At 63.1% G+C, this 25,148-nt stretch carries 23 protein-coding genes; 9 read left to right on the forward strand and 14 right to left on the reverse strand.

The window, feature by feature from the left end; translation table 11 throughout:
• Positions 1-144 precede the first annotated feature (144 nt).
• Both AADZ90_RS01255 and AADZ90_RS01260 read left to right on the forward strand, forming a co-directional pair.
• Entirely contained in the window at positions 145-1,677 is a 1,533-nt protein-coding gene (locus AADZ90_RS01255; RefSeq protein WP_367311552.1) for a flavin-containing monooxygenase, read from the forward strand.
• A complete protein-coding gene (locus AADZ90_RS01260; RefSeq protein ID WP_367311287.1) occupies positions 1,674-2,909 on the forward strand; it encodes a flavin-dependent oxidoreductase in 1,236 nt (411 codons plus the stop codon). Before AADZ90_RS01255 ends, AADZ90_RS01260 begins: the two co-directional genes overlap by 4 nt.
• Before the next feature lie 71 nt (positions 2,910-2,980).
• On the opposite strand, the gene AADZ90_RS01265 is transcribed toward AADZ90_RS01260, so the two are convergent.
• The 13 genes from AADZ90_RS01265 to AADZ90_RS01325 form a co-directional block, all read right to left on the reverse strand.
• Complete coding sequence (locus AADZ90_RS01265; protein WP_367311286.1) at positions 2,981-3,421, reverse strand: cupin domain-containing protein; 441 nt, start codon at positions 3,419-3,421, stop codon at positions 2,981-2,983.
• 22 nt (positions 3,422-3,443) lie between these two features.
• A complete protein-coding gene (locus tag AADZ90_RS01270) occupies positions 3,444-4,151 on the reverse strand; it encodes an ABC transporter ATP-binding protein (protein WP_367311285.1) in 708 nt (235 codons plus the stop codon).
• Complete coding sequence (locus AADZ90_RS01275; protein WP_367311284.1) at positions 4,148-4,909, reverse strand: ABC transporter ATP-binding protein; 762 nt, start codon at positions 4,907-4,909, stop codon at positions 4,148-4,150. Before AADZ90_RS01275 ends, AADZ90_RS01270 begins: the two co-directional genes overlap by 4 nt.
• Positions 4,906-5,889 (reverse strand): branched-chain amino acid ABC transporter permease, encoded by a 984-nt coding sequence (locus AADZ90_RS01280; RefSeq protein ID WP_367311283.1) that lies wholly within the window; start codon positions 5,887-5,889, stop codon positions 4,906-4,908. The genes AADZ90_RS01275 and AADZ90_RS01280 overlap by 4 nt, the downstream gene beginning before the upstream one ends.
• A complete protein-coding gene (locus AADZ90_RS01285) occupies positions 5,886-6,812 on the reverse strand; it encodes a branched-chain amino acid ABC transporter permease (protein ID WP_367311282.1) in 927 nt (308 codons plus the stop codon). Before AADZ90_RS01285 ends, AADZ90_RS01280 begins: the two co-directional genes overlap by 4 nt.
• Before the next feature lie 65 nt (positions 6,813-6,877).
• Positions 6,878-8,035 carry an ABC transporter substrate-binding protein gene (locus tag AADZ90_RS01290; RefSeq protein WP_367311281.1) on the reverse strand — a complete coding sequence of 386 codons (1,158 nt, stop codon included), beginning with the start codon at positions 8,033-8,035 and terminating at the stop codon, positions 6,878-6,880.
• A 362-nt stretch (positions 8,036-8,397) separates the two neighbouring features.
• A complete protein-coding gene (locus tag AADZ90_RS01295; protein ID WP_367311280.1) occupies positions 8,398-10,017 on the reverse strand; it encodes an AMP-binding protein in 1,620 nt (539 codons plus the stop codon).
• A 12-nt stretch (positions 10,018-10,029) separates the two neighbouring features.
• Positions 10,030-10,866: a tryptophan 2,3-dioxygenase gene (gene kynA / locus AADZ90_RS01300; RefSeq protein WP_367311279.1), complete on the reverse strand. Its 837-nt coding sequence runs from the start codon at positions 10,864-10,866 to the stop codon at positions 10,030-10,032.
• A 1-nt stretch (position 10,867) separates the two neighbouring features.
• Complete coding sequence (locus tag AADZ90_RS01305; protein WP_367311278.1) at positions 10,868-12,007, reverse strand: acyl-CoA dehydrogenase family protein; 1,140 nt, start codon at positions 12,005-12,007, stop codon at positions 10,868-10,870.
• A 2-nt stretch (positions 12,008-12,009) separates the two neighbouring features.
• Positions 12,010-12,822, reverse strand: a complete 813-nt coding sequence (locus tag AADZ90_RS01310; RefSeq protein ID WP_367311277.1) for an enoyl-CoA hydratase family protein — start codon at positions 12,820-12,822, stop codon at positions 12,010-12,012.
• Positions 12,819-13,292, reverse strand: a complete 474-nt coding sequence (locus AADZ90_RS01315; protein ID WP_367311276.1) for a MarR family winged helix-turn-helix transcriptional regulator — start codon at positions 13,290-13,292, stop codon at positions 12,819-12,821. The genes AADZ90_RS01310 and AADZ90_RS01315 overlap by 4 nt, the downstream gene beginning before the upstream one ends.
• Positions 13,289-14,041 carry an SDR family NAD(P)-dependent oxidoreductase gene (locus AADZ90_RS01320; RefSeq protein WP_367311275.1) on the reverse strand — a complete coding sequence of 251 codons (753 nt, stop codon included), beginning with the start codon at positions 14,039-14,041 and terminating at the stop codon, positions 13,289-13,291. Before AADZ90_RS01320 ends, AADZ90_RS01315 begins: the two co-directional genes overlap by 4 nt.
• Entirely contained in the window at positions 14,038-16,326 is a 2,289-nt protein-coding gene (locus AADZ90_RS01325; RefSeq protein ID WP_367311274.1) for a bifunctional salicylyl-CoA 5-hydroxylase/oxidoreductase, read from the reverse strand. The genes AADZ90_RS01320 and AADZ90_RS01325 overlap by 4 nt, the downstream gene beginning before the upstream one ends.
• Before the next feature lie 116 nt (positions 16,327-16,442).
• Here AADZ90_RS01325 and AADZ90_RS01330 point away from each other — a divergent pair, with 116 nt between their 5' ends.
• The 7 genes from AADZ90_RS01330 to AADZ90_RS01360 all read left to right on the forward strand — a co-directional run bounded on the left by AADZ90_RS01330 (position 16,443) and on the right by AADZ90_RS01360 (position 24,242).
• The gene (locus AADZ90_RS01330; protein WP_367311273.1) at positions 16,443-16,775 is read left to right on the forward strand and encodes a hypothetical protein; all 333 of its coding nucleotides are present in this window, start codon (positions 16,443-16,445) and stop codon (positions 16,773-16,775) included.
• 102 nt (positions 16,776-16,877) lie between these two features.
• The gene (locus AADZ90_RS01335; RefSeq protein WP_367311551.1) at positions 16,878-18,029 is read left to right on the forward strand and encodes an acyl-CoA dehydrogenase; all 1,152 of its coding nucleotides are present in this window, start codon (positions 16,878-16,880) and stop codon (positions 18,027-18,029) included.
• Entirely contained in the window at positions 18,029-18,475 is a 447-nt protein-coding gene (locus tag AADZ90_RS01340; protein ID WP_367311272.1) for an acyl-CoA thioesterase, read from the forward strand. The genes AADZ90_RS01335 and AADZ90_RS01340 overlap by 1 nt, the downstream gene beginning before the upstream one ends.
• Positions 18,472-18,870, forward strand: coding sequence for a RidA family protein (locus AADZ90_RS01345; RefSeq protein WP_367311271.1), 399 nt, complete (start codon positions 18,472-18,474; stop codon positions 18,868-18,870). The genes AADZ90_RS01340 and AADZ90_RS01345 overlap by 4 nt, the downstream gene beginning before the upstream one ends.
• 558 nt (positions 18,871-19,428) lie before the next feature.
• Positions 19,429-20,424 (forward strand): HlyD family secretion protein, encoded by a 996-nt coding sequence (locus AADZ90_RS01350; protein ID WP_367311270.1) that lies wholly within the window; start codon positions 19,429-19,431, stop codon positions 20,422-20,424.
• Positions 20,421-23,117: a ribosome-associated ATPase/putative transporter RbbA gene (gene rbbA / locus AADZ90_RS01355; protein WP_367311269.1), complete on the forward strand. Its 2,697-nt coding sequence runs from the start codon at positions 20,421-20,423 to the stop codon at positions 23,115-23,117. Before AADZ90_RS01350 ends, rbbA begins: the two co-directional genes overlap by 4 nt.
• A complete protein-coding gene (locus AADZ90_RS01360; RefSeq protein ID WP_367311268.1) occupies positions 23,118-24,242 on the forward strand; it encodes an ABC transporter permease in 1,125 nt (374 codons plus the stop codon).
• A gap of 66 nt (positions 24,243-24,308) precedes the next feature.
• Here the strand turns inward: AADZ90_RS01360 and AADZ90_RS01365 are convergent, their stop codons facing one another.
• Positions 24,309-25,118, reverse strand: coding sequence for a DMT family transporter (locus tag AADZ90_RS01365; RefSeq protein ID WP_411996916.1), 810 nt, complete (start codon positions 25,116-25,118; stop codon positions 24,309-24,311).
• Positions 25,119-25,148: the final 30 nt, after the last annotated feature.

Genomic DNA, 25,148 nt, shown 5'->3' on the forward strand with positions numbered 1-25,148 from the left:
CTCGAAGCGGCACGTCGACCACACCAGGCGCTTTCGATCAAAGTCCTTCAAGCATGAAATTTTATACTGGAAGCATTTCCATAGCGGTGTAGCGTGATGGGCGGGGATGTCGTGTGCGCAGCGGTTGGGAGATACGCCATGGTACTGGTAAACAGGAAGAAAGTCGCGGTGATCGGCGGCGGTGTCAGTGGCCTCGCGGCGGCGAAGGCTTTTGCCGAGAAGGGCCATGACGTCACCGCGTTCGAGCGCAGCCATGACCTGGGCGGCGTGTGGGAACCCTCGCGCTCCTACCCCGACGTGCAGACCCAATCGCCGAAGGATCTCTACAGCTTCACCGACCACCCAATGCCGGACGATTACCCGGAATGGCCCAAAGGCCCGCAGGTCCATGCCTACCTGCATTCCTATGCCGAAAAGCACGACCTCCATAAGCTCTTTCATTTGAAGACCAACGTCGCCCTGATGGACCGCAAAGACGGTCAGGACGGCTGGACGCTGACCCTGGAGAAAGACGGCAAACGGTGGGAGGAACACTTTGATTTCATTGCTGTCGGGACAGGCCAGTTCTCCGACAAGAACACCCTTTCCCACCCCGGACAGGAGGCGTTCACGGCCGCCGGAGGCCAGGTCATGCACTCCTCGGAATACACCGACAGCGGGATGGCAGAGGGAAAGAATGTGCTGGTCCTCGGCGGCTCCAAATCAGCCACAGACATCGCCGTGAACGCGGCCAGGAGCGGGGCCAAATCCGTCCACCTCGTCTATCGCGACAACGTCTGGCGGATCCCTTATTTCGTGGGCGGCATCAACTTCAAACGGCTGCTCTACATGCGGGCGCAGGAGATGCAGTTCAACACCTGGGGCAAGGCACCCGCACAGCGCCTGATCGCCGCAGCGCTCAAGCCGCTCGTCTGGGCCAGTTTCCGCGGGCTCGAGACGCTGCTGAAGCTCCAGCTCAAGCTGAAAAAGTGGGACATGGTACCCGACGAGCCCATCGAGAAGACGGTCTCTTGCTCCGTGCCCATCGTCACGCCGGGCCTGTTCGAGGGGTTCGAGGACGGCACGATCAAGCCCGTGCGGGGCACGATCGACCACTACGAAGAAGGCCACGCCGTGCTGACCACGGGCGACCGGATGCCCTGTGATCTGTCGGTGCTCGCAGTGGGCTGGAAGCTGGGCGTGCCGTTCCTGGCCGAACGCTTCCGCGACAAGCTGATCGATGACGACGGGCAATATCGTGTCTACCGCCTTTCCGTGAACCCAGACCTGCCCGACATGGGGTTTGTCGGGTTCAACTCCAGCTTCTGCACCGTGCTGTCGGCCGAGATGATCGCCAACTGGCTGGTCCGCTTCGCCGACGGCAAGCTGAAGCGCCAGCCGACCGAGGCGCAGATGCTTGAAAACATCGACATGATGCTCGCCTGGAAGCGAACGGAGCGACCGGCGGCGCAGGTCTATGGCGGCCTCTGCTCCGCGCCCTTCCATTTCAAGCACTTCGACGAGCTTTTGGCCGATATGGGCGCGTGGAAACGGAGCCGTTCAAACCCGCTGGCCGAACATTTCTCCTATCCCCATGCGCCAGCCTACGGGGAATTCCTCAAGACGACACCCACGTACACCGTTGAAGCGGCTACTGTCGCAGACCTCGAAGAAAGAGTACCGGAGCCCGCGGAATGAAAGTGCTGATTGCCGGCGGCGGGATCGGGGGGCTCACGCTGTCGCTGATGCTTCATGCCCGTGGCGTAGAAACCCGCGTCTTCGAACAATCCCGTTCGATCGGCGAACTCGGTGTCGGGATCAACACACTGCCGCACGCCATCGCAGAGCTGGACGAACTGGGCCTGCTGCCCGCACTCGACGCGGTCGCGCTGCGCACAAGGCGTCTGATCTACAAAACAGCCCAGGGCCTCGACATCGTGGCCCAGCCGCGTGGCGCATGGGCAGGTTTCTCCGCGCCGCAATTCTCGATCCATCGGGGGCGGCTGCAGGGCGTGATACACGACGCGGCGCGCGACCGGTTGGGGGAAGACGCGGTACAGACCGACCGGCGCCTGATCTCGTTCGAAGAGACAAACAGCAGCGTGACTGCCACCTTCGCCTCCCGCAATGGTACCACGTTTGAAGAATCCGGGGACGTGCTGATTGGTGCCGACGGTATTCATTCCACCATCCGCACCCATTACTATCCTGACCAGGGTCCGCCCTCTTGGAACGGCGTCCTGATGTGGCGCGGCGCAGCGTGGTGGCCGCGGTTTCTCGATGGGGCGAGCATGATCGTAGCGGGCGGCATGTCCCGCAAGCTGGTCCTCTACCCCATAGCACACGACCCGGAACGGCCGGGGGAAGCGCTGACCAACTGGGTTATCTGCGCCAAACTCGGCGACGGTAACACGCCGATACCAGGCCGGGACGACTGGTCGCGCCGCGCGCCGGTTGAGGAGGCGCTTGGGATGGCCGAGGGGCATCTTTCGATCCCCGAGACCGACATCTTTGCCCTGATCCGCGCGACATCCGAGATCTTTGTCTACCCGATGTGCGACCGTGACGCGCTTCCCCGTTGGTCGCATGGACGCGTGACGCTTCTGGGGGACGCGGCGCACCCGATGTACCCGGTCGGCTCCAACGGCGCGAGCCAGGCAATCCTCGACGCGCGCGACCTCGCCGATCGGCTGGCGGAGGGGGGCGATCCCATCAAAGCACTTGCCGACTATGACGCTGCACGCCGTCCGGCGACGGCAGCGATCGTTGACTCCAATCGATCCGGCGGCCCTGAGCGGGTGATCGACTTCGTCGAGGCACGCGCGCCGGAGGGGTACTCCGACGTCAATGATGTTGCGACACCGGACGAGCTGCGTGCCATTGTCGGTGACTACGAGGATTTGGCCGGGTTCTCCCGCGCGATGCACTAAGTCCCGGAAGGTGCCTGCAACAAAGGCGAGAGAGCAGCGATAATTCGGCCTGCCCTCTCGGCCGAACTGACTCACTCAGGCGGCGGCAGGAAGTTCACATCGTGCGCGGCCGAAAGGCGCACCAATTCCTCGGGGTCGATCACACCATCGAGCACACCAAACAGGTCGAAGAGCTTGCCCGCCGGAGCAACCCCGAAGGTGCAGCTGGCCGACACGCCCGAGCGGTTGAAGATTCCATGTGCGACGCCTTTAGGCATCCGCACCATGTCACCCGCCCCCGCGACATGCTTCTCGGCGCCGAACTCAACCTCCAGCTCACCGTCGAGCATGTAGATCCACTCGTCTTGAAAGGGATGGATGTGCGGCGGCACGAAGGTGTCCGCGGGGATCGCCGCATGCCAAAGGAATGCGGCGTCGGAATGCAGCTTGGGTGTGTAGGTGTGGCCGACCACGTTCCAGGCTTTGCCGCCGAATGCCTCATCGGCTTTCGTCACACCGTGTTCGAGTTTCATGTCCCTTGCCTCCCTTCAGGTGTCATAGATGCAGATAGCGTTCGAGTTCGGCAGCCGGTACCGGGCCGCCATGGGCATCGGCGACCGTCGAGACGATCTCGCCCTTCTCGATCACGTAGTGCCGGTCGGCGAGCGCCGCGAGTGCGCCCACATTCTTATCGATCAAAAGGATTGCCTCGCCTTCGGCCTTCAGCACTCCCAGCCGCGACCAGATCTCCTCCCGGATCAGCGGGGCAAGGCCCTCGGTCGCCTCATCGAGCAGCAGCAGGCGGGGATTCGTCATCAGCGCCCGGCCGATTGCGACCATCTGCTGCTCGCCGCCCGAAAGCTGTGCGCCAAGGTTCTTGCGCCGCTCCTTCAGCCGCGGGAAGAACTTGAAGACTTCGGGCAGGGTCCAGCGGGCACGCCCATGTGGCGTCTTCGCCGCGGCGAGCAGGTTCTCTTCGACCGTCAAGGTGGGGAAGACTTGCCGACCTTCCGGTACCAGACCCACGCCCGCACGCCCGATCTCATAGGGCGGCCGGCCAGTCATGTCTTTGCCATCGATCATGACCTTGCCGCCCCACGGCTTGATCAAGCCCATGATCGCGCGAACCGTCGTCGTCTTGCCCATGCCATTGCGTCCCAGAAGGGTCACGACTTCACCCTCTGCGATCTCAAGGCTAATGCCATGCAGGACCTGCGCCGAGCCGTATCCGGCCTTCACTTCGTGAAGCGACAGGAGGGTCATTGGGCACTCACATGGTCATCGCCGAGATAGGCAGCACGGGCTTGCGGGTCATCGCGAACCTCGTCTGGCGTGCCAGTGGCCACGATGGCGCCAGCGACGAGGACAGAGACCCGGTCCGCCATGCGGAAGACCGCCTCCATATCGTGCTCGATCAGCAGCATCGGATAGGCGGCCTTCAGTTCCAGCAGTGTCTGGGTCAGCGTCGCGCTTTCGGCCCGGCCCATGCCGGCCATCGGCTCATCAAGCAAGAGAGCGCGTGGTTCCCCGGCAATGGCGATCGCCAGTTCCAGCAAGCGCTTTTCGCCATGCGAAAGGGTACTGGCAACGATATCCGCACGTCGCGCAAGGCCGATGATGCCAAGCGCCTCCATCGCCTTGTCATTCAGCTCTGCCTCCCGTGCCGCGGGGCGCAAGAACCGGTAACTCGACCCGGCGCGCATCTGTGCCGCAAGGGCGACGTTTTCCAAAACGGTGAATTCGGGAAGGATCGATGTGATCTGGAACGACCGTCCCAGGCCGGCCACGGCCCGCTCGGACTGCGAAAGGGCAGTGACATCCCGCCCCTCGAAGGAGATACGCCCTGCATCGGGTTGCAGCACGCCCGAAATCTGGTGGATCAGCGTCGACTTGCCCGCGCCGTTCGGGCCGATCAGCGCATGGCACTCCCCCCGCCGCAGGTCGAGGTCGATCCCGTCGGTAACCACCAATGCGCCGAACGCTTTGCGAAGGCCTGACAGCTCAAGGACGACCTCACTCATGTCGCTGGACCTTTCACCCGGTCGATCAGGCCCGCTAGGCCGCCGCGCGCGAAGAGGGCGATCAGGATCAGGATCGGACCAAAGATGAGCCGCCAGTCATGGGTGATGGAGGACAGGATTTCCTCGATCATCACGAAGAAGATCGCGCCGATCAGTGCGCCGTTCCGCGTGGCCATGCCTCCCAGCACAACGATCACGATCAAGTCGCCCGAGCGCTGCCAGGAGCCAAGCGAGGGGCTGACAAACTCTGCGTGGGTGGCCCAGAGGACGCCTGCAATCGCGGCAATGACGCCTGCGATCACATAGGCCGTCAGACGGTAATTGTAGACCGAGTAACCCATCGAAGCCACGCGGGTGGGGTTCTGCCGGGCGGCCCGCAACACCCGACCAAACCGCGCGTGGACCATGGCGTGCACGATGGCCCATGTCGCGATCAAAACGGCAAGAACAGTGGCATAGACGCCCGCATCGCTCGCCAACCATCCAGTGCCAAAGAAATCCGGCGCTGACCAAAGTGTCAGCCCGTCATCGGCACCGTATTGCGCGAGCGAGCCAAGCGCGAAATACACCATCTGCCCGAAAGCAAGCGTGATCATGATGAACGACACGCCTGTCGTTCGCATGCTGATCGCGCCGCTTGCCAGTGCGAACAGGGCGGCAGCGCCGATGGCGACGGGAAGGATAAGGGCCATCTCGTAGATACCCTCCGTGATCATGATCCCCGTGGCGTAGGCACCGATGGCAACGAACGCGCTGTGCCCGAAGCTGACAAGGCCGCCATGGCCCAAGAGCAGATCGAGCGAGATCGCTATGATCGCGAGGATCATCGCCCGGATGGCGAGCGAGGTCAGATAGGACCCACCCCAGACTTCTGCCATAAGCGGAACGAGCGCGAGAAACAGAAAGACAGCGCCGGCCACGAGCGGTCCAAAGGCAAGCCTTGGACCGGCTGCCGGAAATGGTTTGGCTTCGTCACTCACCGGATCACCTTTGCGGCAAAAAGACCTTCGGGCCGCCAGAACAGCACAAGGGCCATGAGAACGTAGATCAGCATGGAGGCGATAGCGGGCCCGATCTGGTTGGCGGCCGACGCATCCATCAAGAGCCGCAGCCCGTCGGTCACCAAGGTGCGCCCAAGCGTGTCGACGAGGCCCACGAGAAGCGCCGCCACAAAGGCACCGCGGATCGACCCCGCGCCGCCGATGATGATCACGACGAAAGCCACTATCAGCAGATCATCCCCCATTCCCGGTTCAACCGAGAAGACGGGGGCGGCCAGCACACCTGCAAGGCCTGCCAGCATCGCGCCGAAGCCGAAGACGACGAGGAAGAGTTGGCGAACGTTCACGCCCAGGGCCGAGACCATGTCGGGGTTCGTCGCCCCGGCTCGGATCAGCATGCCCACCCGCGTGCGCGTGATAACGTACCAGAGGCCAAGCGCCACGAGCAGGCCCGCCACGATCAGCGCCACACGGTAGGCGGGGTAGAGAAGGCCATCGACGAGTGTGAACGACCAGTCAAGGAACTCAGGCACCGGCACGCTCAGCGCGGCCGGGCCGAAGAGCACCTTCACCGCCTGGTTCAGGAACAGGATCACGCCGAACGTTGCCAGCACCTGGGAAAGGTGATCACGCGCGTAGAGATGCCTGAATATCAGGAATTCCAGAATGAGCCCGAGGATTAAGGCCGAGGGGAGGGCCAGAAGGAAAGCCGCGATGAAGCTCCCGGTCAGTCCATGGAGCCAGTAAGCGAGATAGGCGCCTAGCATGTACTGCACGCCGTGGGCGAGGTTGATAAAGCCCATGACCCCGAAGACGAGCGTCAGACCGGCGGCGATGAGAAACAGGATCACGCCGAGCTGTAGCCCGTTAAGGATCTGGATCAGGATGAGCGTCGTCGACATCTGCGTCTGCCCCTCGCTTGCGGCGCATTAGGTGCGGCGGGGCCATGAGGACCCCGCCCGAGGGATTACATGCGGCACTCTCCGGCGAAGCTGTCGGCGTAGTTATCGAACACCTGGTCTCCCATCGACGTGACCCAGGCCCCGTCCTCGCGCTGGGCGACGGAAAGCTGGTAGAAATCCTGCACCGGGTAATGGTTGGCGTTGAACGAGAAATCACCACGCAGAGACGCGAACTCGGCGGCTTCCAGGGCCGCGCCCAGTGCTTCCTTGTCAGACAGATCGCCACCCACGGCCGCGACCGCGCTGTCGATGAGGAGAGCGGCATCATAGGCCTGCATCGCGTAGCCGCCGGGCACGTAACCATACTCGGCCTCGAAGGCCTCCACAAAGGCCATGCTGCGCTCCGTCGCCATGTCGGGAGCCCAGTTGCCAGCGGCGATAAACCCTTCCGCCGCGTCCTGCTGGGCGGGCAGCGTGGTTTCGTCGGTCGTGAAGACCGACATGAACTGCATCCGGTCGCTCAGGCCCGCATCGTTGAACTGGCGCACGAAGCGCACGCCCAGACCGCCCGGCGTAAAGGCGAAGACCGCATCGGCGTCCGAGGTCGCGATACGCGCGATCTCGGCCGAGAAATCTTGGTGGTCGAGGGGCACGTAGATCTCGTCCGCGATCTCGCCCTCATAATGCATGCGGAAGCCTTCCATGTTGTCCCGACCGGCCTGGTAGTTTGGCGCGATCATGAAGACGTTGGTAAAGCCCGCTTCCTGGGCGTAGGCGCCCATCACTTCGGCGTTCTGGTTGTTCTGGTAGGACGTGACGAAGAAGTACGGGCTGCAGTTCCGACCCGCGAAGGTGGAGGGGCCTGCATTCGGGCTGATGAGGAAGGTCTCGGATTCCGTCACCGGGCGGAAAACGGCTTGCAGCATGTTGGAAAAGATCGTGCCGACCACGAAGTCGACATCTTCCCCGTCGACCAGGCTGTTGGCGGCCGAGAGGGCAACGTCTGGTTTCAGCTCGTCATCTTCGATGATCAGCTCGGCCGGTTCACCGCCGAGCGTGCCGCCGAGATCCTTGAGCGCCAGTTGGAACCCGTCCACCGCCTGCTGACCCAGAGCTGCAGGCGGGCCCGACAGCGTCACGATCATACCGACCTTCACTTCGGCGCTCGCGGCCTGGCCGAGCGCGACAAGGCCTGCTGCCATCCCAAGTGCGTGCTTCTTCATTCGTACTCTCCCCGTTGGCGGTGCAATCGCGCCGTCTGTCTGTTTTTTTGCCGCCTTACGCCTTGGCGCATGGCCCTAAAGGACCCCAGCAGCACCTTCACTCTGGTGGGCAAGCCGCCCCGTCGTCAATCTGCACAAGCCTGTTCGACCTTCCGCATTGCATGACGCTAGGACATCAGAAAATTTATTTCAATGTTGAAATTTCAAGCTTAAAAGAAATGCGCGGAAACCCTTGATGCAGGCACATTTGTTAGGTTGCTGGCGTAGGGCAACGTCCTTTCATGCGATGGCGACCCCTCCTCGCCAAACAGCGCCTGTCAACTGCACGACCGGTCCAAACAGAAGTGGAACCAGTCGCCACCTCAGGCTTCTGGACGCAATCGGAAGCGCTGGACCTTACCGGTCTGCGTTTTCGGTAAAGCCTCGATGAACTTCACCGATCTGGGATACTTGTAAGGGGCAATCGTCGCCTTCACGAAGTCCTGCAGCGTTTCAACCAAGTCCGGGCTGGCGGAAACTCCTTCCGACAGAACGACGTATGCCTCTACAATTTGACCCCGCTCCGCGTCGTGCACACCGATCACGGCGCATTCCGCCACAGTCTCGTGGGCGAGCAGCGCGGCCTCTACCTCTGGGCCAGCGATGTTGTAGCCGGACGAGACGATCATGTCGTCGCTGCGCGCAGCGAAGTGGAAACGCCCGTCCTCATCCTGCCAGAAAGAGTCGCCGGTGAGATTCCAACCGTCGTGCACGTAGTCTTGCTGGCGCGTGTCAGCGAGGTAGCGGCAGCCGGTTGGCCCGCGCACTGCAAGGCGGCCGACCTCCCCCTTGGGCAACTCTTCCCCGTCAGGCCCGATAATCTTGGCCTCGTAACCGCCGACAGGTCGGCCCGTGCACGCGGGACTGTGGTCATCGAACCGGTTTGAGATGAAAATGTGCAGCAACTCTGTCGCGCCGATCCCATCAAGCATCGGCTTGCCCGTGCGTTCGATCCATTGCTCGTAGACCGGTGCGGGCAGCGTCTCGCCCGCAGAGACGGCGGCGCGGAGCGACGACAAGTCGGCCCCTTCCTCCATCGCGCGCAGCATCGCCCGATACGCCGTCGGTGCCGTGAAGCAGACCGTGGCGCCATAGCTTTGGATGATCTCGATCAAGTTGGGTGGGGACGCGTTCTCAAGCAGCACCGCCGACGCACCGAAGCGGAGTGGGAACACCGCCAACCCGCCAAGGCCGAATGTGAAAGCCAGCGGCGGCGACCCGACGAAGATATCCGAAGGCTCGACGCCCAGAACTTCCTTTGCGTAACCATCTGCAATGATCAGAATGTCGCGGTGAAAGTGCATCGTGGCCTTGGGCTGGCCGGTGGTGCCGCTGGTGAAGCCCAAAAGCGCAACGTCATCCCGTCCCGTCCGGACCGCGTCGAATTGTACGGGCTTGTCGAGCGCTGCGCGGTCGAGCTCAGCATCATGGTTTGCCGTGCCATCGAAGCCAATCACCGTCTTCAGCGTCCGGCTGTCCTTGGCGCAGGTCACAAGCTCGTCCATCAGGCGTGTGTCGCAAAGCGCGACCGTCACCTCGGCCTTGTCGACGATCTTGGAAAGCTCGCCGGCCCGCAACATCGGCATCGTGTTGATGACGACCGCGCCGGCCTTGGTCGCGGCCAGCCAACACGCGACCATCGCGGGGTTGTTGGCGGAGCGGATCAACACCCGGTTGCCCGGCTTCACACCGTAGTTTTCGACCAAGGTGGCGGCCAATCGGTTCGTCCAATCGGTGAGCTCCTTGTACGTGCGGCGCCGCCCGTTCCCGATCAGAGCAGTGTGATCGCCAAAGCCCTGCTCGACCATGCGATCCGTCAACTCCACACCCACGTTCAGCCAGTCCGGATAGTCAAATCTGTCAAGCCGCAGTTCGGGCCAGGCGGCTTGGGGCGGCAGGTTGTCCCGCGCGAAGGTATCCAGATGTCCGCTCGGTCCAAGCATTCCGTGTCTCCCCTATAGTCCTGTCCGCACCTGCCAAAGCTCGGGAAAAAGCACGACCTCGAGCATGCGGCGCAGGTAACTGACGCCGCTGGTGCCTCCGGTCCCACGCTTCAGCCCGATAACCCGTTCGACGGTGGTCACGTGATTGAACCGCCAGCGTCGAAAATAGTCCTCGAGATCGACGAGCTTCTCGGCCAGTTCGTAGATCTCCCAATACACCGCGGGGGCGCGATAGACGGTCTGCCAAACCGCGGTGACATCGTCGTTGGCCACATATGGGCTGCTGCGGTCGCGTCTCAGCACCGCCTCGGGCACCGGCAACCCAGCGGCCGCCACATGGGCAAGCACCATGTCATAGAGGGTCAGGCGTTGAGTCTCGGCCACCAGCTCGGCATGCACCGCAGGGCGATGGGCGTGCGGCTTGAGCATTGCGGGGTTACGATTGCCAAGCACGAACTCGATCAGCCGGTACTGGTGCGACTGGAATCCCGAAGACTGGCCAAGCGTGTCGCGAAATGTCGTGTAGTCCGAAGGCGTCATTGTGCGCAGCACATCCCAGGCGCCATTCAACTGCTCAAAGATCCGGGCGACCCGGCTGAGCGATTTCAGCGCCTCCGGCAACCGCTCCTCGCCGATCCAGGTGCGCGCAGCGTTCAACTCGTGCAAGGCAAGCTTCATCCACAGCTCACTCGTCTGGTGCTGCACGATGAAAAGCAACTCGTCATGGGCGGTTGAAAGCGGCGCCTGAGCACCGAGTAATGCGTCAAGCTTCAGATAGTCGCCATAGCTCATACGGTCTTCGAAGGACTGGTGGGCGCCCTCCTGGCCGGGATCATAGGGCTCGGCCATTTCAGTCACCCATGGCGGCGCGCGCGATCACCACCTTCTGCACGTCGCTCGCGCCCTCGTAGATGCGCAGGGCCCGGATCTCGCGGTACAGCTGTTCGACGATCTGGCCCGAGCGCACGCCATCCCCGCCATGAAGCTGCACCGCTTTGTCGATCACATCCTGTGCGGTCTCGGTTGCATGAAGCTTGGCCATGGCAGCCTCTCGGCTGACCCGGTCAGCACCCCTGTCCTTGGTCCAGGCGGCACGATAGACGAGCAGGGCGGCTGCATCGACGGCTAGCGCCATGTCGGCCACGTGGCCCTGCACCATCTGCAACTCGGACATCGGCGCGCCGAACAGATGCCGCTCGCGCACACGGGCCAGTGTTTCCTCCAGGGCGCGGCGGGCGAACCCCAACGCGGCGGCGCCGACCGTCGACCGGAATACATCGAGCACCGACATCGCGATCCGAAAGCCCTTGCCGGGCTCACCGATCAAGGCAGATCCCGGCAGCTTGACCCCGTCGAACCGGAGCCGTGCCAGCGGGTGGGGCGCAATCACATCGATCCGCTCCGCCACTTCGAGCCCGGCACTGTCTGCAGGCACGAGGAAAGCCGACAAGCCCTTGGCACCGGGCCCCTCTCCCGTACGCGCAAAGACAGTGTAAACATCGGCGATGCCCCCATTCGAGATCCACGTCTTCTCGCCGTTCAAGACAAAGCCATTGCCGTCCGGGCACGCCTCGGTCGCAATGTTGGCCACGTCCGAGCCGGAGGCTGGTTCTGACAGGGCAAATGCCGAAATGGCACGGCCCATACGGGTCTCTGACAGCCAAGCGCGCTGTTCGTCCGTTCCAAACAACGTGACCGGACCCATCCCAAGGCCCTGCATCGCAAAGGCGAAGTCCGCCAACCCATCGTGGCGCGCAAGCGTCTCACGGATCAGGCAGAGCGTGCGGACGTCGGGCGCGGTACCGTCGTCGGTGGCGGAATGGGTGAGCCAGCCAGCCGTGCCAAGCTTTGCGACCAGATCGCAGCAGGCGGCGTCGACATCGGTATGGTCAACAGGCAGAGTATCGGCACACCAGACCTCCAGCGCGTCGGCGAGTTCACGGTGGTGGTCTTCGAAGAACGGCCAGTCGAGGAAACTCCGGTCGGCCATGCTCAGCGCCCCTCGAACACGGGCTTTTCCTTCGCGACGAAGGCCCGGTAGGCACGCTCGAAATCGCCGGTCTGCATACAGATCGCCTGCGCCTGCGCCTCGGACTCGATGGCCTGATCGAGGCTCATGTTCCATTCCTGATTAAGCTGGGTCTTGGTGATCCCATGGGCGAAGGTCGGTCCAGCCGCGATCCGCGAGGCAAGCTTGGCAGCCTCCGCGTCGAGCGCATCGGCGGGGTGGACAGCATTCCAGAAGCCCCAGGATAACCCCTCCTCCGCACCAAAGCTGCGCCCGGTATAAAGCAGCTCCGCCGCGCGGCCCTGCCCGACGATCCGGGGCAGCATCGCACAGGCGCCCATATCAGCACCCGCGAGGCCGACACGCGTGAAGAGGAACGCGCACTTCGCGTCGCTGCTCGCCAATCGCAAATCAGACGCCATCGCCAGGATTGCACCGGCACCGACGCAAATACCGTCAACCGCAGCGATCACGGGCTTGCCGCAATGCAAGATCGCTTTCACCAGATCCCCGGTCATCCGTGTGAAGGCAAGCAGGTCTTTCATGTCCATCGCCACGAGCGGCCCGATGATGTCGTGCACGTCTCCGCCTGAGCAGAAGTTCCCACCATTCGAGCCGAGGATCACGGCGTCGATGTCGGTGGCATAGGGCAGGGCGCGGAAGGTATCGCGCAGCTCGGCATAGCTCTCGAACGTCAGGGGGTTTTTGCGCTCCGCCCCGTGAAGGTGGATCGTGGCAACGCGATCGGTGACCGTCCAGTTGAAATGGTCTGGCGCCAGATCAGTCATCCCGGTCATGGCTTGGCCCGCTCCTTGACCCGGGAGAGCAGAGAAATCAGCGTGTCCAACTCGTCCGCATCGAAATCCGCCAGGATGGCATCGACCCATGCTTCATGCTCGGCGGCCATTGCAGCAAAGCGCGTCTTCCCAGCCTCGGTCAGGCGCACGCGCATCGCGCGGCGATCGCCCTCGACACTAACCCGCTCCGAAAGACCCTCGCTGACCAGCCGCTCCACGATCCCGGTGACATTGCCGTTTGAGACCTTCAAATGCGATGAGACTTCCGACATGCGCAGACCATCGGGGTAGCGCGCGAGCGTCGCCAACACGTCGAAGCGCGGCAAGGTGGAGTCGTGCCCGACCCGCAATTTGTCGCGCAGTTCGCTCTCGATCAGGCGCGTCGCCCGCAGAATCCTGAGCCATGCACGCAAGCGCTGCTTCGACAGACCATCACCTGCGTCTTGCTCGGTCCGCATCATTTCGTTCATACCTCTCCCCCCGCGATCGCGATGGCTTGGCCGGTAACCCCCTCCGACCCCGGTCCGGACAGCCAAAGCGCGGCGCGCGTGACCTCTTCCGGACGAAACAGCCGGTTCTGGGGGCTCATTCCTTCAAGCGCGGCGCGCGCCTCGGTCGCATCACCGCCGGTCTTTTCCATGATGGTCGCGATGCTGCGCTCGGTCATCTCCGTGTCGAGAAAGCCGGGGCAGAGCGCGTTTACCGTCACGCCCGAACGCGCCGTTTCCAACGCAGCCGACCGGACAAGGCCAATCACGCCGTGCTTGGCCGCGCTGTAGGCGGAAACGTAAGGATAGCCCTTCAACCCGGCGGTGGAGGCGACGGCGATCAAGCGGCCCCAATCGGGCGCCTTCCCCCAACGGCGAAGCGCTTCGCGGAACGTCAGGAAGACGCCAGTCAGGTTCACCCCGATCATCCCGTTCCAGGCCGAAAGCTCGGTCCGCGCAAGCGGCGCGCTTTCCGATGCACCGGCATTTGCGACGACAATATCAAGCGGGCCGGTTGCATCGAAGAGCGCAGCGACCGCAGCTTCATCGGTCACGTCGGCGGTCACGTGCTCCACGCCATCGATCCCCTCTGAAACGGCGCGCAAGTGGTGCTCTGTTCGTCCTGCGATCCAGACCTGCGCGCCAGCGTCTGCGTATCCGCGTGCGAGGTCTGCGCCGAGACCCGTCCCTCCACCCGTCACAAGGACACGTCTGCCGTCAAGCGAAGTCATACGCGGATCCCGATACCTTCGCCGCGATCGGCCAGGCGACGCAGCTGATCCCGACCAGGCAGGTACGGATCAGGCCAGGCGGTCTCCTCATCGCCCAACGCTGCAGCCGCATGGAGCGTCCAATAGGGGTCGGCAAGATGGGGACGTGCGAGGCATACCAGATCCGCGCGCCCCGCCATCAGGATAGAGTTCAGGTGGTCGGGCTCGTAGATATTTCCCACCGCCATCGTCGGAATGCCGCGTTCGTTGCGGATCCTGTCAGAGAACCGCGTCTGGAACATCCGGCCGTAGACAGGCCGGGCCTCGACCGATGTCTGGCCGGCCGACACATCCACGATGTCGACACCCGCGTCGCGGAACATCTGGGCAATCTCCACGGCCTCTTCACCCCCGATACCCCGATCACCGACCCAATCCGTGGCCGAGATCCGCACGCTCATGGGTTTTTCCTCAGGCCAGGTGGCACGCATGGCGCGGAATACGTCCAGCGGGTAACGCATCCGGTTCTCGAGTGAGCCGCCATACTCGTCGGTGCGAATGTTGGACAGGGGCGAGATGAAGGACGAGATCAGATAGCCGTGGGCGGCATGTAACTCGATCATGTCGAAGCCCGCGCGCGCGGCCATTTCGGTCGCTGTCACGAATTCGGCTTTGACGCGATCCATCTCGGCACGATCCATCTCTTTGGGTATAGCATTCCTGTCAGACCACGGCAGCGGCGAAGCCGAGAGCAGCGGCCAGTTGCCATCCGCGAGCGGTGCGTCCATCTCCTCCCACCCGAGCTGCGTCGATCCCTTCCTGCCGGAGTGACCGATCTGCATGCAAAGCTTCGCGTCGGTCTCGGCATGGACGAAATCGACAAGCCGGGTCCACGCCGCTTCGTGCTCTGGCGCATAAAGGCCCGGACATCCAGGAGTGATCCGCCCCTCGGCGCTGACACATGTCATCTCGATGTAGACAAGGCCCGCCCCGCCCTTTGCCCGTTCCGCATAATGGGCGAAATGCCAGTCCGTCGGGCAGCCATCGACGGCCTTGTACTGGGCCATCGGAGAAACGACGACACGGTTCTTCAGGCGCATTTCCCGCAGCGTGAAGGGCGCGAACATCGGCGCGCGATGCACACCATTCGCGCCTGATTGCGTCTGGAACCATTCTTCGGCCCCGCGGAGCCATTCGGCATCCCGAAGGCGCAGGTTCTCGTGGCTGATCCGCTGCGAGCGTGTCAGCAGCGAATAGTTGAACTGCACCGGATCGAGGTGGAGATACCGCTCCACATCCTCGAACCATTCGGTCGAATTCCGGGCCGCCGACTGCAAGCGCAGCACGTCGAGCCGCCGATCTTCCTGATACTTCTCGAACGCCGCTTCAAGCGTCGGCTCGGTATCGACGAATTCCGCCAGCGCGATGGCGCTTTCCAACGCCAGTTTCGTACCAGACCCGATCGAAAAGTGCGCCGTGGCGGAAGCATCTCCCAGCAAGACGACATTCTTATGGTGCCACTTCTCGCAAAGCACCCGGTTGAAATTGAGCCACGCCGACCCGCGCAGGTGCTTTGCGTTCGAGATCAGGTCGTGGCCATCAAGGTGATTGGCAAAGATCGCCTCGCAGGCCGCGATGGTCTCGTCCTGGGTCATGTCGCCGAAGCCCCACTTCGCCCAGGTCTCCTCAGCGCATTCGACGATGAACGTCGCGGTGTCCTCGTCGAACTGGTAGGCATGGGCCCAGACCCAGCCATGCTTCGTCTTCTCGAAGATGAAGGTGAATGCGTCGTCGAACTTCGCGCGGGTACCCAGCCAGACGAACTTGCAGGCGCGGCGGTCGATCTCTGGCTTGAAGTGTTCGGCAAAGTGCGTGCGTGTGCGAGAGTTCACGCCATCCGCCGCGACGACCAGATCGTACTCCTCCATGCAGGTCTCGATGTCATCGATCTCGGTCTCGAAGCGTAGATCGACGCCAAGCTCCCGCGCGCGATCCTGCAGCAACAGCAACATGCACTTGCGCCCGATACCGCAGAAACCATGCCCGGTAGAGACGGTGCGCACGCCGTCATGCACGACGGCGATATCGTCCCAATAGGCAAAATGCGCGTGGATCATCTCGGCAGATTGCGGATCGTTTGCTTTAAGGTTGGTCAGCGTTTCGTCCGACAAGACCACGCCCCAACCGAACGTGTCGTCTGCTCTGTTACGCTCGATCACCGTCACTTCGTGTGACGGATTGCGAAGCTTCAGGCTTATGGCGAAGTACAGTCCGGCGGGGCCCCCGCCTAGGCAGACAACTCTCATCGCGCGCTCTCCTGATCTTCGGCGCCTTTCCCTAAAACACTGAACGGACATCGACGAAATTTCAAGCCTAAAACTTTAGGCTTGAAATTTACGCGGCAAGGCTGAAGAACGTCACCATGGGAAGTGTCCTCATCACCGAAAGACGGGGCGCGGTGCTGCACCTCCGGTTGAACCGGGCCAAGCGGCAAGACGCGCTCAACGTGCTGCCTCTTGGAGCGAATGCAGAGGAGCTGACCTCGGCTGCCGACAACCCGGAGGTGCCTCCCGCGGCAGTGGTTGTCTCCGGCGGCCGGCGGCTGATCGCACGTGCCGTTCCGGATACTCATGCGCTTCAGCCGCAAGACCGGAATGCCGCCCGCGGCATCGCCGATCGTGCCCTCGCCGCACCGCATATCGGCGCCGGGCAGAGAACCGCGCTGGCCCTAGAAGCACTTCCCAAGGAGGTCTGATCCATGTCTGCCAAGGATATCCGACACGACGGTGAAACCCCGGCGGTCGCCACACCGCAAAGCGCCCGCGCCAAGGCACCCTCCTATGTGTGGGACGACCCGATGCTGCTCGACGCTCAACTGACCGATGAGGAGCGCATGATCCGCGACGCGGCCCATGCCTACTGCCAGGATCGGCTGATGGCCCGCGTCGTCGAAGCAAACCGCAAGGAAGTCTTCCACCGCGAGATCATGACCGAACTCGGCGAGCTGGGTCTGCTCGGGCCAACCATCCCCGAACAATACGGCGGCGCCGGAGCGAGCTATGTCGGCTATGGCCTGATCGCCCGCGAGATCGAGCGCGTGGATAGCGGCTATCGCTCGGCCATGTCGGTTCAATCCTCGCTCGTCATGCACCCGATCTTTGCCTATGGCACGGACGACCAGCGCAGCAAGTTCCTGCCGAAACTGGCGACTGGCGAGTGGGTGGGCTGCTTTGGACTGACAGAGCCCGATGCCGGCTCCGATCCGGGATCGATGACGACCCGGGCGACGAAGGTCGACGGGGGCTACCTCATTTCGGGATCGAAGAACTGGATCTCGAACAGTCCCATTGCGGATGTCGCCATCGTCTGGGCCAAGTCCGACGCCCATGACGGCAAGATCAAGGGCTTCATTCTCGAACGCGGGATGAAGGGTCTGGAGACCCCCAAGATCGAAGGCAAGTTCAGTCTGCGTGCCTCGATCACCGGCATGATCATGATGGATGAGGTCTTCGTTCCCGATGAAAACCTCCTGCCGGAGGTTTCCGGTCTGGCCGGTCCGTTCGGCTGCCTGAACCGCGCACGCTACGGCATTGCCTGGGGGGCGATGGGCGCCGCCGAAGCCTGCCTCGCGGCAGCACGCCAATACACGCTCGACCGCAGCCAGTTCGCCCGTCCATTGGCACAAACGCAGCTGATCCAGAAGAAACTCGCCGACGCCCATACCGAGATCGCTCTCGGCCTCCAGGGCGCGCTGCGGCTCGGGCGCATGATGGATGATCATGAAGCTCCGGTGGAACTCATCAGCCTGATGAAGCGCAACAATTGCGGCAAGGCGCTGACCATTGCGCGCGAGGCCCGCGACATGCTGGGTGGCAACGGCATCTCGGATGAATACCCGGTGATCCGTCACGTGATGAACCTGGAAGCGGTCAACACCTATGAAGGCACGCACGACATCCACGCGCTGATCCTGGGGCGTGCGATCACCGGTCTTCAGGCCTTCGCCTGATGGCTGTCTTCCAGTGGCAGCGCCAGATCATGTTCCGCGACTGTGATCCGGCGGGAATCGTGTTCTACCCGCGGTACTTTGAAATGATGAACGATTGCGTCGAGACGTTTTTTGATCAGGCCATAGGCTGGTCTTTCGGTCAGATGCATATCAACGATGGTCTGGGCGTTCCGATGGGGCAGATATCCACTCGGTTCGAGGCGCCGTCCCGCCTCGGCGACGTTACGCATTGGCGGATGTGGCTGACGCGGCTGGGGGGAGCGTCTGTGGATTTCGCTATGGAAGCGCTCGGGGGCGATGCCAGTCAGAATGAAACCAGGCCAGAGCGCAGGCTAAGAACGGAAGGGACGCTTGTGTGTGTCGATGTCCAGGCAATGAAGTCGCATAGATGGCCCGAGGCGATCCGCACCCGGTTGGCGCCCTATCTTGAGGAGGGCACAGCGTGAGCACCATCACCGTTCACCCCGACGGCTGGAAACCAGCCAAGGGGTATGCCAACGGCATGATTGCCGAAGGGCGCGTCTTGTTTGTCGGCGGCCAGATCGGCTGGAACGCGCATCAGGTCTTTGAGCATGATGATTTCATCGGCCAGATGCGTCAGGCCCTGCGCAACGTAGCCGATGTGGTCCAGGCCGCCGGCGGCTCGGTTGAGAACATTGCCCGGATGACGTGGTATGTGACAGACAAGGGCGACTATCTCGCCCACCAGAAGAAGGTGGGACAGGCCTATCGCGAGGTGATGGGCTATCATTTTCCCGCCATGACCATGGTGGTGGTCAGCGCCCTCATCGAAGATGCCGCAAAGGTGGAAATCGAGGCGACGGCTGTCCTCCCGCGATGACTGCTCGCTTCAAAAGCTCCAAAAGCCCGCCGCGATAGCTCTAGATCAGAGATACGCTCATCGCCGAACGGCGGTGGCGTTTCTCCCTGTGAACGCGCAGTCCCGCGCCACACCTGCCGGGGGTCACGACTGTCCCCAGTTGCTGCAAGCCAAACATCCAAGATACTGCACGACATAAGACCAATCGCTTCGGCGGGGCCGCCCCGTGACATAGCTGTTGGTCGCCGACGGCCGGCTGCGGATGAAGACCCGCAAGCGGCCCGTCGCATGAGCTGCGCTGAGACGTCACTCTGGCCCGATGCAGCTGCTGATGCCTTCGATCTGCAAGAAAGATGTCTGAGCTGAAAGAGGACACACGTGTGGCGCACGCGTGTTCCACCCTTCCGGCACATCTGCAGCCGTCATCTCGTGCTGACCTGCCCGACCTGCCACTGACGAGCCGTTCTTTCCATTTATCCTCTGCATTTCGGAAGCGCCGGCTTGACCGAACGCAAGGCATGACGCGCAGGTTCTGACCAAACTCCCGGGGTGTTGTCAGTTGTTGCGGAGCACCCGATCATGAGAAGAACGACAAGCGCTGGTCTCGCCGCGGTGGCGCTCCTGCTCGCGGGTGCGGCGGCCTATGTGCTCATCTCGGAAAACGGCGAAGGGTTGCCGGATGGCTTCGTCCAAGGCAACGGACGGATCGAAGCGGAGCAGGTCGAAATCGCTCCAACCATGCCCGGACGCGTCGCACAGGTCATGGCGGCCGAGGGCAGTCTGGTTGCCTCGGGCGAGGTTCTGGTCGAGATGGATACCGACGAGCTCTTGGCTACGCTGGACCGGGCCAAGGCCGAGGTCGCACTCGCTCGTCAGACGAAGGCGGAAGCCGAAGCCATCGTCTTGCAGCGGCAAAGCGAGCAGCTTCGGGCGACCCATGAACTCGACCGCGCAAGGGCGCTTCTGGCCGGTCAGAATATCTCAGAGACCGTTTTCGAAGAACGCGAAACCGCCCACCACGTCGCCGTAGCAGTCCATGGCGCGGCCAGGGCTCGTGTCGCAACCGCCGAGAGCCAGATCGCAGCCGCGCAGGCCGAGGTTCGCCGGATCGCCGCGCAGATCGAGGACAGCACGCTCTTCGCACCCATGGAGGGTCGTGTGCTCTATCGATTGGCGGAGCCGGGTGAGGTCGTCGGCGCGGGCGAGCCGATCCTAACGCTTCTCAGCCTCGAGGACGTCTATATGGAGGTGTTTCTCCCGGCCCGTGAAGCAGGCCTTCTGCCGATCGGGGCCGAGGCGCGCATCGTGCTCGACGCTTTGCCGGACTTCGCCATCCCTGCCTCCGTCAGCTTCGTCTCGCCCGAGGCGCAGTTCACGCCGAAGCAGGTTGAAACATTGAGCGAACGCGAGCAGCTGGTCTTCCGCGTCCGTGTCCGCATCCCGGAAAACCTCGTCGCGGGCCGGATCGAGCATGTGAAAACCGGTCTGCGCGGCGTCGCTGTGATCCGGCTCAGCTCCGACAGCGCTTGGCCCGAGGCGCTGGAGCGGCGCATTCCGCCAGAGCTCTTCGAATGAGCGCCGGGGGCGCCGCACCGGCGATCCGCATCGCAGGCGTCACCCACCGATATCGCGAACACATAGCGGTGGACGCGCTGTCGCTGGATCTGCCGCCCGGCCGTCTTGTCGGGTTCATCGGGCCGGATGGGGTCGGCAAATCGACGCTCCTGGGCCTGATCACAGGCGCAAAGAAGCTTCAGACTGGAAAGATCGACGTTCTCGGGGGGCCGATCGACGATCCTGCCCATCGACGCCGCGTCTGCCCGGCAATTGCCTTCATGCCGCAGGGTCTGGGCCGCAATCTCTATGCGGAGCTGTCGGTCCGCGAAAACCTCGAATTCTTCTCGCGCCTTTTCGGGCAGGGCCGGGAGGAGCGCGACATCCGGATCGCCGCATTGCTGTCGGCCACGGGGCTTGCCCCCTTTGCCGATCGGCTGATGGGCAAGCTTTCTGGTGGGATGAAACAGAAGCTGGGGCTCTGCTGTGCACTGATCCATGACCCGAAACTGCTGGTCCTGGACGAGCCGACGACCGGCGTCGACCCGCTGTCCCGCCGTCAGTTCTGGGCGCTGATCGATGCGATCCAGGATGACAACCCGGATCTCTCGGTGCTGGTCTCAACAGCCTATATGGAGGAAGCCGAAAGCTTCGACTGGATCGTCGCGATGGATGCGGGGCACGTTCTGTTTCAGGGCAGCCCGGCCGATTTGAAAGCCGAAGCTGAGGACCTGGAGACTGCCTACCGGCGGCTTCGAACCCATGGAGAGGCGCCCTCCGCGCCGGTCGGCGTGCCTGCCAGGCGGCCTGATGCAGACCCTGTCATAACAGCCCATGGGCTGACCCGCTTATTCGGTGACTTTACCGCGGTCGACGGTGTCAATTTCTCGATCAAACAAGGAGAGATCTTCGGCTTCCTCGGATCGAATGGCTGCGGCAAGTCGACGACCATGAAGATGCTGACCGGCCTTCTGCCCATAAGCTCGGGCGAAGCGACGTTGTTCGGCAAGCCGGTGAATGCCCGCGACCGCAGGATGCGCCGGGAAATCGGCTATATGAGCCAGGCATTCTCGCTCTATGGCGAGCTGACGGTTCACCAGAACCTCCGGCTCCACGCCCGTATCTTCGCCATCGCCGACCAGGCGGGGCGGATCGAAGAACTGATGGGCCGTTTCGGTCTGGATGCCTACCGCGACACGCTGGCCATGGCGCTGCCCCTTGGCATCAAACAACGCCTGTCGCTGGCCGTCGCGGTGATCCATCGCCCGCGCGTGCTGATCCTGGACGAGCCCACCTCAGGCGTCGACCCCGAGGCGCGCGACTCGTTCTGGGCCTTGCTGATCGAGCTTTCGCGCGGACAGGGCGTGACGATCTTCGTCTCGACCCATTTCATGACTGAAGCGGAACGCTGCGACCGCGTGTCTTTCATGCATGCCGGCCAGGTTCTTGCGGAAGGGACCCCGGAAGAGCTGATCGCGGCCGAGGGGGCAGACACTCTGGAAGGCGCGTTCATCGCAGCATTGGAAACCGCAGATCCCCCGGCCCCGGTGGCCGCTCCCGCGGTTTCCGTCGACGCGCCAAGCGCCGGGGCCGGCGGCGGCGTGGCGCGCGCCATGGCCTATGCAAGGCGCGAGACGGTCGAGGTGCTGCGCGACCCCATCCGCCTTGCTTTCGCATTCCTCGGATCGGCTCTCCTGATGCTGGTTTTCTGCTACGGGATCACGCTGGATATCGAAGAACTGGATTTCGCAGTCCTTGACCTGTCGCAGGGTCCCGAAAGCCGCGCCTATATCTCTGAGATCTCCGGATCCCGATACTTCGAAGCCACACCGCCACTGGGCAGCGCCGCGGAAGGGCGCGACCAGCTGACCGCCGGCGATGTCTCGCTCGTTGTCGAACTGCCTCCGGATTTCGGGCGCAAACTGCGCGCAGGCGAGCGGACAGAGGTACTGGCGACAGTGGATGGCGCTATCCCTTTCAAGGGCGAGACGGTCGAGGGGTATGTCGCCGGGCTGCACCAGACATTCCTGGACGTTCAGGCCCGCAACGGCGGCGCACCCCAAGCCGAGATTGCCCGGATCGAACCGCGCTTCCGCTACAACCAGAGCTTCGAAAGCATTGCCGCCATGGCCCCGGCCATGCCGGCGATCCTGCTCATCATGCTGCCTGCCGTCCTCATGGCGGTCAGCGTTGCCCGGGAAAAAGAACTGGGCTCGGTCATCAACTTCTATGTGACCCCGACGACGCGGCTGGAATTCCTCATCGGCAAGCAAATTCCCTACATCGCAATCGCCTTCGCGAACTTCCTGCTGCTGGCCGGGATGACGATCTTCATCTTCGGTGTGCCGCTCAAAGGTAATCCGGCGGCGCTTGCGATTGGCGCACTCTTCTATGTGTGGGCCACCACATCCTACGGACTGCTCATAGCGACCATGACGACAAGCCAGGTGGCCGCGACATTCGCGACGGCGATCGCATCGGTCGTGCCGACCATTCAGTTCTCCGGGCTGCTGCAGCCCGTCTCCACCCTTGAAGGCGGCGCGCAGACGATCGGCTCCCTCTGGCCGTCGTCGTACTTTCTGCATCTCAATGTCGGCGCCTTCACCAAGGGTCTCGGCTGGGAGGCGCTCGGCCCCGACATCCTGGCCCTCGCCTGCTTCGGGCCTGTGCTGACCGGGATCGCGGCCCTCGCGCTCCGCGCGCAAGAGAAGTGAATGCACCGGCTGTCCCGCATTTTCTGGCTCGGCCTGAAAGAGATGATGAGCCTGCGCCGCGACTGGGTGATGATGGCGCTCCTGGTCTGGTCATTCACCCTGGCGCCGGTGATGGAGGCAACCGGCGTCGCAAGTTCGGTCAACAACGCCTCAATCGCGTTCGCGGACGAGGACAACTCGCCGCTTTCAAGGTCACTTGCCTCCGCCTTCTTCCCGCCGGAGTTCCAGCCTGTCGTCCAGATCGTACCGGGGTCCGGCGCCGCCCAGATGGATGCCGGGCGCTTCCTTTTCATAGTTGCCGTTCCGCCGGGATTCGAGAAGGACGTTCGCGCCCGCCGAACTCCCGAGATCCAGGTTCTGATCGACGCGACGGCGATGGAACAGGCCGGGATCGGTGCCAACTACATCACCAGCATTCTCAGCGCCGAGATCCGCAGGTTCGCGATCGGAGCAGACCTGGTCGACCCGCCTGTCGTTGATCTGGTCCTGCGCAGCGCCTTCAACCCGAACCGCGACACCGTCCGCTTTGCCGGCATCGTCGCGCTCATCGGCCAGATCATGTGGCTGACCACCATTCTGACCGGCGCCGCCATGATACGGGAGCGGGAACATGGGACGATCGAACACCTGCTCGCCATGCCTCTCGCCCCCTTCGACATCGCAGCGGCCAAGATCTGGGCGAACGCAGCGGTGGTCCTGATCGCCGCAGGGCTGTCGCTGACATTCGTGCTGCAGGGTTCCCTGGGGATCGTCGTCGCAGGCTCCAAGACCCTGTTTCTTGCCGGCACTGCCCTCTTTCTCTTCACCGCGACGGCCCTCGGGGTCTTCCTGGCGACGCTCGCCCGCTCGATGGCGCAATTCGCGCTTCTGGTGATGCTGACGGTCCTGCCGATGCTGATGCTGTCGGGCGGTGAGACGCCGGTCGAAGGCCAGCCCGACTGGCTGCAGGTCGGAACGCTCATACTGCCATCACGCCACTACATGGCGGCAAGCCAGGCCATCGTCTTCAAGGGCGCAGGCATCGAGACCGTCTGGCCAGAGTTCTTCTGGATGGCCCTGCTGGGAACCGTGCTGTTGATCACAAGCCTCCTGCTCTTCCGGCGATCGGTCGCGAACGAGAGCTAGGCGTCCATGGTTGGGTCGGTCCAAGAAAGCCACCGCGCCCCGCCCCCTCCCCGTTCCACTCGATCGTCATCTGACTGATCCCCGCCATGATGCACGGACGATCCAGGTCGCCGTCAGGATAAGGAGGGTCCCGCACCAAAATTCCAAAGACGGCACCTCGTCGAATAGGAGCCATCCAACACATGTCGAAAGGACGAGGCTGACATATCCGACAATGCCCAGAAGGCCTGCAGACGCGCCGCGATGCGCTCTGAGAAAGCAGAATTGCGCGGCCTGTGCAAAAAGGCCGATCGCCAGGAGGACCGGCCAGTCGGCCCTCGCCACGGGCGCCCAGGACAAGGCGGCGGGAACGGCGGTCGTGACGGCCAGTCCGGCGGTATATGCCGTCATCAGGACGACGGGCGGCTGGTCGTTGATCTTGCAGGTCACGATGATGGCCGCAGTTCCTGAGAGGACCGTCAGCGTCAGCGCAAGGAATGCCGGATCCAGCGAGGCAGGGCCCGGGCCGACAGCGATCAGCACACCGACGAGCCCCAGCAGCGCAGCCAACCAGCGACGCGGCGTGGCCGGCTCTGCCAGAAACAGCGCCGCAAGGGCAATCATCACGAGGGGGCGGGTGAAATTCACCGCTGTGAAAAGCGCGAAGGGCACCCGGGCGATGGCGTAGAAGCTGGCGGTAAGGGTGAGCGAAGACAGCGCGATCCGGGCAAGGTGCAGTCCCGGACGGCGGGCCAACCGAAAGTCGGCCCGGGCGGTGACGATCCACGGGATCATCAGGACAAGGCCAACCGCAGCCCGCAGGAAGACAAGCTGGGTGGCGGGAAACTCCGCTCCGCTGGCCTTCACGATGGCCAGCGCCCAGATGTTGAGGCTCATATCAGCCAGAAGCCAGCTGACCCCGCGCCA

The organism is Aestuariibius violaceus (genome assembly GCF_040779325.2).
GTDB lineage: Bacteria > Pseudomonadota > Alphaproteobacteria > Rhodobacterales > Rhodobacteraceae > Aestuariibius > Aestuariibius violaceus.